Genomic DNA, 12,524 nt, shown 5'->3' with positions numbered 1-12,524 from the left:
GCCTGCGCGGGCTGTGCGGCGAGAACGACATGCGCGAGATCATGCCCTGCCGTTTCCGCGGAGTGTCCGTGTGACCTGGTAGTACTGGGGAGCGATGAGCAGCACAGGGGAGAACGGGGCCGAGCCGGAGCAGCTGGCATTCATCCGGGAGACGGTCAAGCGGGCCAGACCCCGGACGTGGAAGGGCGCCAAGCGCGCCGAGCACCTGCCGGTGGCCCGGGTCGTGGTGGACAAGGGCGTGCTCACCATCGACAAGTTCTTCGACTACGAGGTGCCGGCCACCATGGCCGAGGAGGCCCGGCCCGGCGTCCGGGTGCGGGTGCGGTTCGGGGCGCGGGTGGTCAAGGGCCAGCGCGAGGGCGGGGAGCTGCACGACGGGTTCATCGTCGCCCGCCTGGAGAAGAGCGACTTCCCCGGCCCGCTGGCGCCGCTCGCCCAGGTGCTCTCGCCCGAGCCGGTGCTCTCCCCCCAGCTGCTGCGACTGTGCCGCACCGTCGCCGACCGCTACGCCGGGACACTGGCCGACGTGCTCCAGCTGGCTGTGCCGCCCCGGCACGCCAAGGCCGAGGCCGAGCCCTCGCCGCCGCCGCTGCCGCGCCCGGGGCCCCCGGCGCCGGGCGGCTGGCAGCGCTACCCGGCCGGGCCGGACTTCCTCGCCGCGCTGGCCGCCGGCGGCTCGCCGCGCGCGGTGTGGGCGGCGCTGCCGGGGCCCGGCTGGCCGTACGAGATCGCGCGGGCGGTGGCGGCCACGCTGGCGAGCGGCCGCGGCGCACTGGTGGTGCTGCCGGACCGGCGGGCGGTGGCGCGGGTGGACCAGGCGCTCACCGAGCTGCTCGGACCGGGGCTGCACACGGCGCTCGAGGCCGAGCTCGGCCCGCGCGAGCGCTACCGGCGCTGGCTCGCGGTCAGCCGCGGCTCCGTGCACGCCGCGATCGGCACCCGGGCCACCATGTTCGCGCCGGTGCGCGACCTCGGGCTGGTCGTGGTCTGGTCGGACGGCGACGGCAGCCACAGCGATCCGCGCGCCCCGCACCCCCACGTGCGCGAGGTCGCGCTGCTGCGGGCGGCCGAGGAGGGCGCGGCGGTGCTGCTCGGCGGGCACGCGGTGACCGTGGAGGGCGCGCAGCTGGTCAGCACCGGATGGGCGAGGCCGCTGGTCGCCGACCGCGAGACGGTGCGGCAGGTCGCGCCGAGGGTGCGCACCGTCACCGACCAGGACCAGCACCGGGACGCCGCCGCGCAGGCCGCCCGGCTGCCCTCGGTGGCCTGGGAGGTCGCCCGGGAGTCGCTCGCGGCCGGGCGCCCGGTGCTCATCCAGGTGCCGCGGCGAGGGTACGTGCCCCGGCTGGCGTGCGGTCGCTGCCGTACTCCGGCCCGCTGCCGGCGCTGCGAGGGGCCCTTGCAGGCGCCCGCGGCGGACGCGCGGCTGACCTGCGGCTGGTGCGGCGAGGAGGAGCACGACTGGCACTGCCCCGAGTGCGGCTCGTTCCGGCTGCGGGCGCAGGTGGTCGGGGCCCGGCGCACGGCCGAGGAGCTGGGCAAGGCCTTCCCGCGGATCCCGGTGCGGACCTCGGGCCGGGAGGCGGTGCTGGCCACCGTGCCGGACGAGCCCTCGCTGGTGATCTCGACGCCCGGTGCGGAGCCGGTGGTCGAGGGCGGCTCCGGGTACGGGGCCGCGCTGCTGCTGGACGGCTGGGCGCTGCTGAGCCGACCGGACCTGCGGGCCGGGGAGGAGGCGCTGCGGCTCTGGCTGGCGGCCGCCGCACTGGTCCGGCCGTCGACCGAGGGCGGGACGGTGGTGGTGGTCGCGGAGCCGTCGGCCCGGCCGGTGCAGGCGCTGGTGCGCTGGGACCCGCTCGGGCACGCCGGGATGGAGCGGGACGAGCGGGCGCAGCTGCACTTCCCGCCGGTGTCGCGGATGGCCTCGGTGAGCGGGAGCCCGGCGGCGGTCGCGGACCTGCTGAACCTGATCCGGCTGCCGGAGGGGGCGGACGTGCTGGGACCGGTGCCGGTGGCCGCCCTGCGGGGCGAGGAGCAGGAGCGGGCGCTGCTGAGGGTGGCGCCCGGACAGGGCGCCGCGCTGGCGGCGGCGCTCAAGGCGGCGCAGATCGCGCGGATCGCGCTGCGGACGGCGGAGCCCGTGCGGGTGCGGATGGACCCGACGGACATCGGCTAGGGGCCGGGCCGTGGGGCGGGGCCGGGCTGCGTCGTGTCGGGCCGCGGCGGGCCGGGTGCGGCGGCGGGCGGTTCTGGCCTGCGGGCCGGCGGGCCCCGGCGGGGGCGGGGTGCATGGGCCACCCCGCCCCGGGTGGCCCGGTCAGCCGCGCAGGGGGATGCCGGTGCGGTCGGGCTGGGGGCGCTCGACGGCGGCGCGCTCGACCGGCCCGCCGCGCTCCAGGGCGGCGCGGTCCAGACCGCCTTGCCGGGCGGCGGGGACGGTGGCGGACAGGCCGCCGCGTTCGGCGGCGGGGGCGGACAGCTCCTCGGAGCGGTCCGGGCGGTTGGGCGCCGGGACGGCGCCGCTGGCGGCGAGGAGTTCGCTGGTCGGGCGGCGCATGCCGTAGCGGCGGTGCACGGCCTGCTTGGTGACCCCGAGGGCGGAGCCCACCGAGTCCCAGGAGAAGCCGAGCGCCCGGTCGAACTCGACCGCCGCCGCCACCAGCGTCTCCACGCTCTCCCGCAGCTCCTGGGCCAGGCGCACGGTCGGCGCGGGCGCCCGGCCGTACACCACGAAGCCGGCCGAGGTGCTGGGGCGGCGCGGTCGGTAGACGTTCCCCAGCTGGGCGGTGAGCGTCCGCAGCGCGTCGACCTGCCGCCTCACCCGCTCGATGTCCCGCACCAGCAGGTGCAGGCTCGCCCGCGCCCGGGCGTCGTGGTTGATCTGCTCGGCCATGGCCTACGTGCCACCTTCCGTACGGTCAGCTCGGCCGGGGCGCGGTGTCCCGTGCGCCCGGCCCCGGTCAATCTCTCTTGACCAACGCCGAAGCGGGGGCCGGGGTAACGCGGCTCGCCGGAGTCCGGGCGCGCCGCGAGCCGGGGCGCCCCTCCCCGGGACGGGCCGTTGGGGCGCCGGGCGGGTTGCATAGACTTGCGGTGAACCAGTCGTTGCCCGTAGCCCGTCACCTTCCGGACAGGAGCCCGTACCCCGTGGCGATCCAGCCGATCCGTCTCTTCGGAGACCCCGTCCTGCGGGCCACCGCCCAGCCGGTGACCACCTTCGACAAGGAACTGCGCAACCTGGTCCGCGACCTCACCGACACCATGCTGGACGCCCCCGGCGCCGGTCTGGCCGCGCCCCAACTGGGCGTCTCGCTCAGGGTGTTCACCTACCACGTGGACGGCGTCACCGGCCACCTGATCAACCCCGACCTGTCGCTGAGCGAGGAGGAGCAGGACGGCCCCGAGGGCTGCCTCTCGCTGCCCGGGCTGCGGTACGACACCAAGCGGGCCTACGGCGTGGTGGCCAAGGGCTTCAACATGTACGGCGATCCGGTGACGCTGGAGGGCACCCAGCTGCTCGCCCGGTGCATTCAGCACGAGACCGACCACCTGGACGGCATCATCTTCATCGACCGGCTCGACCGGGAGCAGCGCAAGGCCGCGCTGAAGGCGATCCGGGAGACGGACTGGGGCGGCGGGCCCGCGCCGGTCGTCAAGGTCTCCCCGCACAGCACCTTCGGCGCCGCTCGCTGACCCCCGTCGGCCGGGCTGACTCCCGTCGGCCGGGCTGACCCCCGTCGGTCTCGCCGACTCCCGTCGGCCTCCTGAACTCCGTTTTGCAGAAAGGCACTTGATGCGTCTCGTGTTCGCCGGCACCCCCGAGGTCGCCGTTCCCGCCCTGGAGGCGCTGCTCGCCTCCGACCGGCACGAGGTCGTCGCGGTGGTCACCCGCCCCGACGCCCCCGCCGGGCGCGGCCGCAAGCTGGTCGCCAGCCCCGTCGCCCAGCGCGCCGAGGAGGCCGGGATCGAGGTCCTCAAGCCGGCGAAGCCCAGCGACCCGGAGTTCGTCGCCCGGCTCACCGAACTCGCCCCCGACTGCTGCCCGGTGGTGGCCTACGGCGCGCTGCTGCGGCCGGGCACCCTGGAGATCCCCAAGCACGGCTGGGTCAACCTGCACTTCTCCCTGCTGCCCGCCTGGCGCGGCGCGGCCCCGGTGCAGCACGCCGTGCTGGCCGGCGACGAGGTCACCGGTGCGTCGACCTTCCTGATCGAGCAGGGCCTGGACTCCGGTCCGGTCTACGGCGTGATCACCGAGGAGGTCCGCCCCGGCGACACCAGCGGCGAACTGCTCACCCGGCTCTCGGTCTCCGGCGCGCGGCTGCTCGCGGCCACCATGGACGGGATCGAGGACGGCTCGCTGCACCCCGTGCCGCAGCCCGCCGAGGGCGTCACGCTCGCGCCGAAGATCACCGTCGAGGACGCCCGGATCCACTGGGACCACCCCGCGCTGCGGATCGACCGGGTGGTGCGCGGCTGCGCGCCCGCGCCGGGCGCGTGGACGGAGTTCCGGGGCGAGCGGCTGAAGCTCACCGGGCCGGTCCGGCTGCTGCCGGAATCGGCCGAGCTGGCGCCGGGCGAGGTCGCGATGGCCGGCAAGAACAGCGTGCGGGTCGGCACCGGGAGCCACGACATCGAGCTCGGGGAGGTGCGTCCGCAGGGGAAGAAGGAGATGCGGGCGGCGGACTGGGCGCGCGGGGCGCGGCTGGAGCCGGGGGAGCGGCTCGGCGTCGCGGCCGGCGGCTCCGAGGGCTCCGAGGCCTGAGACCCCGGTCCGGCGTTACTGTTCGTCTGAGGACTTCCGATAACCACCGCAGCACCTTGAGGCACCTGTGACCACCCCCAGCGCCAAGCGCGCCCCCCGCCCGCACCGCCGCCCGAAGAAGGACCCGGCCCGGATCGTCGCGTTCCGCGCCCTGCGCGCCGTCGACGAGCGTGACGCGTACGCCAACCTGATCCTGCCCTCGCTGCTGCGCGAAGCCGAGCAGCAGGGCATGGACCGGCGCGACGCCGCCCTCGCCACCGAGCTGGTCTACGGCACCCTGCGGCTGCAGGGCACCTACGACGCCGTCATCGCGGCCTGCATCGACCGTCCGCTGAGCAAGGTCGACCCGCCGGTGCTGGACGTCCTCTCGCTCGGCGCGCACCAGCTGCTCGCCACCCGCATCCCGAGCCACGCGGCCGTCTCGGCGACCGTCGAACTGGCCCGGGTGGTGCTCGGCGACGGCAAGGCCAAGTTCGTCAACGCGGTGCTGCGCCGGATCAGCGCCCACGACCTGGACACCTGGATCGAACAGGTCGCCCCGCCGTACGACCAGGACGCCGAGGACCACCTGGCCGTCGTGCACTCCCACCCGCGCTGGGTCGTCTCCGCGCTCTGGGACTCGCTCGGCCGCTGGCAGCCGGACGCCTCGGGGCGCTCCGCCGTCGAGGAACTGCTGCGGGCCGACAACGAGCGGCCCGAGGTCACCCTGGTCGCCCGCCCCGGCCGGGCCACCGTCGGCGAACTCGCCGACGCGCTGCCCGACGCCGAACCGGGCCGCTGGTCCCCGTTCGCGCTGCGGCTCGCCGAAGGCGGCGACCCGGGCGCGCTGGACGCCGTCCGGGAGAACCGGGCCGGCGTGCAGGACGAGGGCAGCCAGCTCGTCGCGCTGGCCCTGGCCACGGCGCCGCTGGACGGCCCGGACCGGGTCTGGCTGGACGGCTGCGCCGGACCGGGCGGGAAGGCGGCGCTGCTCGGCGCCCTGGCCGCCGAGCGCGGCGCGGCACTGGTCGCCAGCGAGAAGCAGCCGCACCGGGCCCGGCTGGTGGCGCGGGCCCTGGAGGGCAACCCCGGCCCGTACACGGTGATCGCGGCGGACGGGACCCGCCCCGCCTGGCGCTCCGGCGGCTTCGACCGGGTGCTGGTGGACGTGCCGTGCTCCGGCCTGGGCGCGCTGCGCCGCCGCCCGGAGGCGCGCTGGCGGCGCCGGCCGGCCGACGTCGCGGCCTTCGGGCCGCTCCAGCGGGACCTGCTGCGCTCGGCGATCGAGGCCACCCGGATCGGCGGGGTGGTCGGCTACGCGACCTGCTCCCCGCACCTGGCGGAGACCCGCGCCGTGGTGGACGACGTGCTGCGCGGCGAGGGCGGCCGGGTCGAGTGGATCGATGCCCGACCGCTGCTGCCCGGCGTGCCCGCGCTCGGCGACGGCCCGGACGTCCAGCTGTGGCCGCACCTGCACGGGACGGACGCGATGTACCTGGCGCTGCTGCGGCGGACGGCCTGAGGGCCGCCCCGGCGGCCGGTGGCCGCGGCGGCTTGCATCTCCCGTAGGGGGAGGTACCAGGGTGGTGGCCGTGAACGGCGAAACGCGTCCCGTCTGGACGATCGGTGAACTGGCCCGGCGGACCGGGCTGACGGTGAAGACCGTCCGGTTCTACTCGGACCAGGGGATCGTGTCGCCGGCCGACCGCAACCCGGCCGGCCACCGGCGGTACGGCGCGGACGCCGTCGCCCGCCTGGACCTGGTGCGCACCCTGCGCGAGCTCGGGCTCGGACTGCCGGAGATCCGGCGGGTGCTGGAGCGCGAACGCGCGCTCCCGGACGTCGCGGCGGCACACGCCGAGGCGCTCGACCTCCGGATCCGGGTGCTGCGGCTGCGGCGTGCGGTGCTCGGCGCGGTGGCCCGGAACGGGTCCACCACGGAGGAGTTGACGCTCGTGCACCGCATGGCCCGGTTGACGGGGGAGGAAAGGCAGCGCCTGGTCGGGGAGTTCCTGGCCGAGGTGTTCGGCCCGGACGGCCGTACCGCGGGGGCGGCCCGGTCGCTGACGCCGGAGCTGCCGGAGGACGCCACGGTCGAACAGGTCGAGGCCTGGGTCGAGTTGGCCCGGCTCGCGGGGGACGGCGGTTTCCGGGAGCTGCTGCGCGGGCTGGCGGCCGCCGAGGTGGCGGAGTGCGGCGCGGGCGCACCGCCCCGGCCGGGACTGGCCGTGCTGGTGCGGGAGACGGCCGGCCCGGCGGCCGAGGCCGGGGTGGAGCCCCGGTCGCCCGAGGCGGCCGAGGTGGTCGCGGGGCTGTTGGAGCGGTACGCCGCTCTGCCCGGGGTCGCCGCGACGGGCGGTGCGTCCCGCGCCCGCCTGCTGGAGCGGCTGCGGGCGATGGCGGACCCCCGGCGGGAGCGGTACCTGACACTGCTGGCGGTGATCAACGGCTGGGCGCCGCCGGAGGGTTCGGCGCCGGTGCTGGACTGGGCGGTGCAGGTGCTCACGGCTTCGGCGGGCCCGGGCAGTCGGTGAGGAAGGCGTGGGCCTGCGCCCGGAGGTGGTCGATCGGCGGGTCCTCGCAGATCACCTCCAGGCCGAGCCCGGTGGCCTGGCCCCGGTGGTAGTAGGACTGGTAGGCGAGGTACGGGCGGTGGTCGTCGGTCGGGTCGAGGCCCACGGCGAGGGTCGCGAAGTGGGTCTTCTCGTCGCCGGTGCGCTCCGACTCCGTCCGGGAGAGCTGCCATTCGAACTCGTAGGGTTCGGGGTCGGTGGGCAGGTCCAGGAGGGCCTGGGCGAGCCGGCGGACGTCGTCCGGATCGGCGAAGGGGAGCGACTCCGAGTAGAGCGGTGCGGCGGCGGACAGCTCCCAGCCGTTGCCGCTCCGGCTGACGGTCAGTGCCCACTCGCCGTCCTGGTCGTGCCAGCGGCAGCTGAGGATCGGATCCATGGTGGTCAACCTCCCTGTGGCGCGCGGCCGTTTCACCCCCGTCCGCTCATCGTGGCACATCGGGCGGGCTGCCGGAGGAGCGCGTCAGCGGCCCGTGGGCGGGGATGGCACGGCCGTGCCTGCTGCGGCGTGCGGTGGCCGCACGGGGCGGCGGCTCCGCGTTGCGGGGGCGTTCCCCGGCCAGCGCGTGGGGGTTTCCGGTCAGTCGGTGGCGGGGTGCCAGGGGCGGTCGGGGCGGGTGGGGACCGGGCTGGAGGTGAGGCGCAGCCCGTACACCGCGCGGTCGTCGGCGGGGTGGGGGACCGGGCCGAGGTACTCATGGCCGGTCAGGTGGCACCAGGCGGGCAGGTCGAGCGGGGCGGCGGGGTCCGTGGTGTGGATGTGGACCACGGCGCCGGCCGGGAGGTGGGCGATGCGGGCGCGCAGACGGAGCAGCAGCTGGACGCAGAGCAGGCCGGTGCCGTCGACGGTGAGGTCGGGGGCAGGGGCAGGGGCAGGGGCGGGGGCGGTGGCGGGGGTGCTCCCGACGTGGTCGTGCGTCATGTGCTCTTCCTGGTGCTGGTGCGGGCCGGCGGGGGTGGGTGGGCAGGGGCGCTCGGTACGGCGCTTCGGTGCGGGCCCAGCCCGGGTCGCGGGGGTACGGGCGGCGGGCGGGGGCCGCGGCGGTCAGCGGGTCGTCAGGGGTGCGAGGAGGGCGCTGAGCGCGGTCAGGTCCTGGGCGGGCCACGGGGCGAACAGCTCGGCGGCGACCTGGCGGGCGGTGTGCCGCATCTCGGCGAGGCGTTCGCGGCCGGTGGCCGTCAGGGCGGCGTACGCGACGCGGGCGTCGCGCGGCGCGGGCTCGCGGGTGACCAGGCCGATGCGTTCCAGCGGGGCCAGGCCGCGGGTGACGCCGGAGGCGGTGAGGCCGAGGGCGTCGGCGAGGTCGACGCGGCGCATCCGTCCGCCGGGAGCCTCGCTGAGGCGGAGCAGCACGGTGAAGTCGGACAGGCTCACACCGTGGAGGCCGCTGAGGCTGGCGTCGAAGCGTTTGACGACGGTGGCCTGGGCGCGGACCAGGCGCAGGGCGGTGTCCAGGGGATCGGCTCCGGCGGGCACGGTCGTCGGTCGGGCGGAGGGTCGGGGTGCGGGGTCCGGTGTCGGGTCGGGGACGGGTGCGGGATCAGGTGCGGAGTCTGGTGCGGGGATTGTCATTGCCACCTCCTTGACTGCTCAAGTATATGCCGAAGCGGAGCCGTCAGGAGGTGGCGGAGGGGGGAGGGGGTCAGGGCGTCGCGTGGGCGGCGCGGCGCCGGCGCTTGCCGAGCGGGGCCTGGGAGAGGTCCTCGGCCTGGGAGCGGAGGTTCCGGTAGCCGTAGCCGCGGCTCTCCAGCCAGGACCGTGCCGTCCGCTCGGCCCGCTCGGTGGCTGCGAGGATGTCCTCCTCGGCCTCGCCCTCGTCGAGGAAGCGGAAGGTGAAGGCGGTCCGCGCGGACAGGTCGTAGCTGAGGTGGCCCTCGCGGGTGAAGGCGGCGTGCAGCACGTCGTGTTCGGCTGCGGCGGCGAGGAGTGCGGTGCGCTGTTCGTCGGTGAGGCCGTCGAAGACGCCGCGCACCATGATGCGGAAGGTTCGGTTGGTCATGCCCCGACGATAGGCAGCGGGGCCGCGAGCCGCCAACGTGATTCCGGCGCGCTCCGCAGACCTGGTGCGTCGGGCCCGGGGGGCTGGGCGTGGCCGGCGCCGGGGTCCGGACCTGCGGGCTGGAGCTCGCGGTGGACCAGCAGCGACCAGAGGACCCAGCCGGTGACGCGGGTGCGGGTGACCAGGACCTTCGCCCAGCGTGCGCCGAGCGGCGAGGTCCAGGTGTCCACCACCTCCACCTGGTCACCGGAGGTGGCGAGGCCGACCACCGGGTCCCCGCCGAAGTGGTCGAGGCGGACGTTGGCGGCGGTCGCGGCTACCTCCCACCGCCCGGCCCCGACGGTGGGGGGCCGCTGCTCGCCGGGGGTGACGGCCGCCGGGACCAGCAGGATGGCGAGGGAGACGGCCGCCGCCGTTGCCCGGCCGATCACCGCCACGGGGGGCTCGGGATCGCGCCGTGCCCGGGCCGTGCGGAAGCTGTGGAGAACGGGGAGATCATGTAGAGCAGAACGAGCCGCCCCGGTGTGCGCCTACGGGCGCGCCTGGATGCTCACCCGGTCGAGTGAGCCCTGCCCGCCGCGGTGCGCCGGCGTCGCGGGCCAAGCTTGCTCCGTTGCCAACTCGGCTCCGACGCTTCGTAGTTAGGATTCAGGACGGCCCGGGCTGCTGCTCCTCCTCGGGCGCGGACCGGGAGCGCGAGGAGAACAGCTCCTGCATGGTGGGGAGCTTCCGGCGGTGCGGCGCGGGCAGGGCGGCGGCCCGCTGCTGCGACGCCTCGGGGGCCGGCCCGAGACCGGCCTTGGCGACCGCGTCCGCCAGGAAGTCCGAGGCCTGGCGCCGGGCGTTGTCCACGCTGCGCCGCAACTGCTCCGCGTCGCTGCGCAGTTTGTCGGCCTGTCGGCTGAGCAGGTCGTTGCGCTGCTCGGTCTCGCTGAGCTTCTGGAGGCTGGCCGCGGCCCGGGCGGCGGCCTCGCGTTCCAGCGCCTCGCCGCGGGCCCGGGCATCGGCGATGATCTGCTGGGCGGCGCTCTCGGTGAGGGCCCGCATCTCCGCCATGTCGCGCTCGGCCGTGCGGCGGAGCTCGTCGGCATCGGCCTCGAACTGCCGCCGCAGTCGGGCGACCTCCTGGTGGGCCCGGGCGACGAGCGCGTCCGCCTCCCGTCGGCGGGCCAGCACGTACGGGTCCTGCTCGGCGGGCTGGGCGTCGGCGTGGGCCGGGGCGTGCGCGTCGAGGACGGTGGCCGGGTGCCGTTCGGGTCGCGCGACCACGTCGGCGATGCGGAGCAGCCGGGCGGCGACCTGGTCGGCGTCGGACGGGCGGTGGGCCGGGTCCTTGGCGAGCAGGTCGAGGACGAGGGCGTCGAGGTCGGCGGGCAGCCCCGGCCGGAGGGCACCGGGCGCGGTCGGCGGGACCTCCCCGTGCTGGCGGATCAACTCGTACAGGGTGCCCCGGAACGGCGGGCGGCCGGTCAGGAGTTCGTGCAGCAGGCAACCGAAGGCGTAGAGGTCGGAACGGGCGTCCAGGGTGCGGCTGTCGAAGCGTTCGGGGGCCATGTAGGCGGGCGTGCCGACGATCACGTTGGTGCTGGTGACGCCGTCGTCGGCGGTGCCGGTACGCGCGATGCCGAAGTCGACGACCTTGACCGCCCCGCTGGACAGCACCATCACGTTGGCCGGTTTGACGTCCCGGTGGACGACCCCGGCGCGGTGCGCGGTCGCCAGGGCCTGGGCGATCTGCACCGCCCAGGTGAGGGCCTGATGCAGGGGCAGCGGCCCGTCGGCCAGGTGCCGGCTCAGCGGGACGCCGTCGAGCAGTTCCATGACCAGGAAGAACAGCGGCCGCTCGGTCGTGCCGTGCCGGCCGAAGTCGTGCACGGTGACGATGGCGGGGTGGTTGAGCGCTCCGGCCGTGGCCACCTCGCGGGCGAACCGGGCGGCGTCCTTGGGGGAGTTGCCGCTGCCGGCGAGCATCACCTTGACGGCGACCAGGCGTTGGATCCGGGCGTCACGGGCCTTCCAGACCGCGCCGAAGGCGCCCTCGCCGATCTGCTCCACCAGCTCGTACCGCCCGTCGAGCACCTCGCCCGGCTGCATCCCCGCCCCCTTCGCGCTCTGCTCCCGGCTCAACCTACCCCGGCGCCCGGGCAGTTCGGCACCCGCTTCCGGCCGGGCGGCGGCCGCGCCGGGTGGCGGGCGGTGAACCGGGTGGCGGGCGGTGCGCCGGGGCACCTCGTCCTCCGGGGTACCTCGGCCTGCGGGGTACCTCGGCCTGCGGGGCACCTCGGCCGCCGGGTCGCCGGTCAGCCCTGCGGTCCGTCCGGGCGCGGTGCCGCCGTAGCCGTCCGGGCGCGGTCCCGCCGATGCCGGCCAGGCGCCGTCCCCGCCACGGCCGCCGATTCCTCACGATCACGCTGCTCAGGACCTCCCATACACAGGGAGGAGCGGGGTTTTCCCTTCTCTTTGTTTCGGATCTTGCCGTGCTCTGCGACGATCCGATGATCGTCGCCTTGTTGCGGTGGGCGACGCGTCGCAGGGGAGAGACGGGCATGGCCGAGCGGTCCGAGCACGGCGTCGTCCGGGCGAGGGCGAGGTGGCACGCCAGGCACGCGGTGAGCGGGGAGACCTGGCTGGTGGTCTCCGGCGGCGTGCTGGGGTCGATGTTCGGGAGCCTGGGCCTGGCGGTGGTGTACGCGCCCGCGAACGGCTTCGGCGGCGACAGCCTCGCGCTCATGGGCGCCGCCAGCATCCTCGGGCTGCTGCCCAGCGGTGCCGGGCTCGTCTGGGCGCTGATCCACCCCCGGCGCGGACTGCCGTCCGTGGCCGTCGGGGCGCTGCTGGGGCTGGTCATCTTCCTGTGCTTCGCCGGGGACGGCCTCAACGACTCCTGGAAGGCCCCGCCGGACCGTCCGGCCACGGCCCGCGCCGTCGGCAGCTGGACCAGCGGCGACCTGGTGGTGCGGGTCCGGCCCGACCAGGTGGTGGCCTACCGCAGCGCCGGAGGCGCCGTCGCCTGGCGGTGGACCCCGCCCGGTGAGGACTCCGTGTGCACCATGAGCCGGGGGGTCGGAACCGGCGGCATCGGCCTGATCGGGCACTCCCCGCCCGACCGGCCCTGCGCCGCGGTGACGGCCCTGAACCTCGCCGACGGCCGCGCGAGCTGGGAGGCCGCGGTCGACGCCCCCGCCCGCGACGGCGACTCCGCCACCTCCGACC

At 76.2% G+C, this 12,524-nt stretch carries 12 protein-coding genes and 1 pseudogene; 6 read left to right on the top strand and 7 right to left on the bottom strand.

What is annotated here, in order from left to right; genetic code table 11:
- Window positions 1-94 precede the first annotated feature (94 nt).
- Window positions 95-2,176, top strand: a complete 2,082-nt coding sequence (locus ABT247_RS25870; protein ID WP_350746525.1) for a primosomal protein N' — start codon at window positions 95-97, stop codon at window positions 2,174-2,176.
- 141 nt (window positions 2,177-2,317) lie between these two features.
- Here the strand turns inward: ABT247_RS25870 and ABT247_RS25865 are convergent, their stop codons facing one another.
- Complete coding sequence (locus ABT247_RS25865; RefSeq protein WP_350746522.1) at window positions 2,318-2,893, bottom strand: hypothetical protein; 576 nt, start codon at window positions 2,891-2,893, stop codon at window positions 2,318-2,320.
- Window positions 2,894-3,147: 254 nt separating this feature from the next.
- Here ABT247_RS25865 and def point away from each other — a divergent pair, with 254 nt between their 5' ends.
- The 4 genes from def (at window position 3,148) to ABT247_RS25845 (ending at window position 7,275) form a co-directional block, all read left to right on the top strand.
- Window positions 3,148-3,693 carry a peptide deformylase gene (gene def / locus ABT247_RS25860; protein ID WP_350746519.1) on the top strand — a complete coding sequence of 182 codons (546 nt, stop codon included), beginning with the start codon at window positions 3,148-3,150 and terminating at the stop codon, window positions 3,691-3,693.
- A 100-nt stretch (window positions 3,694-3,793) separates the two neighbouring features.
- A complete protein-coding gene (gene fmt / locus ABT247_RS25855; RefSeq protein WP_350746516.1) occupies window positions 3,794-4,762 on the top strand; it encodes a methionyl-tRNA formyltransferase in 969 nt (322 codons plus the stop codon).
- Window positions 4,763-4,829: 67 nt separating this feature from the next.
- Window positions 4,830-6,263, top strand: a complete 1,434-nt coding sequence (locus tag ABT247_RS25850; RefSeq protein ID WP_350746513.1) for an RsmB/NOP family class I SAM-dependent RNA methyltransferase — start codon at window positions 4,830-4,832, stop codon at window positions 6,261-6,263.
- Window positions 6,264-6,333: 70 nt separating this feature from the next.
- On the top strand, window positions 6,334-7,275 hold the full coding sequence (locus ABT247_RS25845; protein WP_350746510.1) for a MerR family transcriptional regulator: 942 nt from the start codon (window positions 6,334-6,336) through the stop codon (window positions 7,273-7,275).
- Here the strand turns inward: ABT247_RS25845 and ABT247_RS25840 are convergent.
- The 6 genes from ABT247_RS25840 to ABT247_RS25815 form a co-directional block, all read right to left on the bottom strand.
- Window positions 7,244-7,690: a hypothetical protein gene (locus tag ABT247_RS25840; RefSeq protein WP_350746507.1), complete on the bottom strand. Its 447-nt coding sequence runs from the start codon at window positions 7,688-7,690 to the stop codon at window positions 7,244-7,246. The genes ABT247_RS25845 and ABT247_RS25840 overlap by 32 nt on opposite strands.
- A gap of 201 nt (window positions 7,691-7,891) precedes the next feature.
- The gene (locus ABT247_RS25835) at window positions 7,892-8,233 is read right to left on the bottom strand and encodes a sulfurtransferase TusA family protein (RefSeq protein ID WP_350746504.1); all 342 of its coding nucleotides are present in this window, start codon (window positions 8,231-8,233) and stop codon (window positions 7,892-7,894) included.
- 123 nt (window positions 8,234-8,356) lie between these two features.
- Window positions 8,357-8,788, bottom strand: coding sequence for a MarR family winged helix-turn-helix transcriptional regulator (locus tag ABT247_RS25830; RefSeq protein WP_350746501.1), 432 nt, complete (start codon window positions 8,786-8,788; stop codon window positions 8,357-8,359).
- Window positions 8,789-8,954: 166 nt separating this feature from the next.
- Window positions 8,955-9,311, bottom strand: coding sequence for a DUF6204 family protein (locus tag ABT247_RS25825; RefSeq protein ID WP_350746498.1), 357 nt, complete (start codon window positions 9,309-9,311; stop codon window positions 8,955-8,957).
- Window positions 9,308-9,748, bottom strand: coding sequence for a hypothetical protein (locus ABT247_RS25820; RefSeq protein ID WP_350746496.1), 441 nt, complete (start codon window positions 9,746-9,748; stop codon window positions 9,308-9,310). Before ABT247_RS25820 ends, ABT247_RS25825 begins: the two co-directional genes overlap by 4 nt.
- 211 nt (window positions 9,749-9,959) lie before the next feature.
- Window positions 9,960-11,405 carry a serine/threonine-protein kinase gene (locus ABT247_RS25815; protein ID WP_350746494.1) on the bottom strand — a complete coding sequence of 482 codons (1,446 nt, stop codon included), beginning with the start codon at window positions 11,403-11,405 and terminating at the stop codon, window positions 9,960-9,962.
- Window positions 11,406-11,857: 452 nt separating this feature from the next.
- On the opposite strand from ABT247_RS25815, the pseudogene ABT247_RS25810 reads away from it, so the two are divergent.
- Window positions 11,858-12,524: pseudogene (locus ABT247_RS25810) on the top strand (hypothetical protein); the annotation flags it as partial.

This window comes from Kitasatospora sp. NPDC001539 (assembly GCF_040298565.1).
Lineage (GTDB): Bacteria > Actinomycetota > Actinomycetes > Streptomycetales > Streptomycetaceae > Kitasatospora.
The sequence above is the reverse complement of the archived record's forward strand: the minus strand, read 5'-3'. Positions and strand labels throughout refer to the sequence as shown.

Coding starts and splice junctions, on each gene's coding strand:
- ABT247_RS25870 (WP_350746525.1), top strand. CDS start 95: ATGAGCAGCACAGGGGAGAACGGGGCCGAGCCGGAGCAGCTGGCATTC.
- ABT247_RS25865 (WP_350746522.1), bottom strand. CDS start 2,893: ATGGCCGAGCAGATCAACCACGACGCCCGGGCGCGGGCGAGCCTGCAC.
- fmt (WP_350746516.1), top strand. CDS start 3,794: ATGCGTCTCGTGTTCGCCGGCACCCCCGAGGTCGCCGTTCCCGCCCTG.
- ABT247_RS25840 (WP_350746507.1), bottom strand. CDS start 7,690: ATGGATCCGATCCTCAGCTGCCGCTGGCACGACCAGGACGGCGAGTGG.
- ABT247_RS25835 (WP_350746504.1), bottom strand. CDS start 8,233: ATGACGCACGACCACGTCGGGAGCACCCCCGCCACCGCCCCCGCCCCT.
- ABT247_RS25825 (WP_350746498.1), bottom strand. CDS start 9,311: ATGACCAACCGAACCTTCCGCATCATGGTGCGCGGCGTCTTCGACGGC.
- ABT247_RS25815 (WP_350746494.1), bottom strand. CDS start 11,405: ATGCAGCCGGGCGAGGTGCTCGACGGGCGGTACGAGCTGGTGGAGCAG.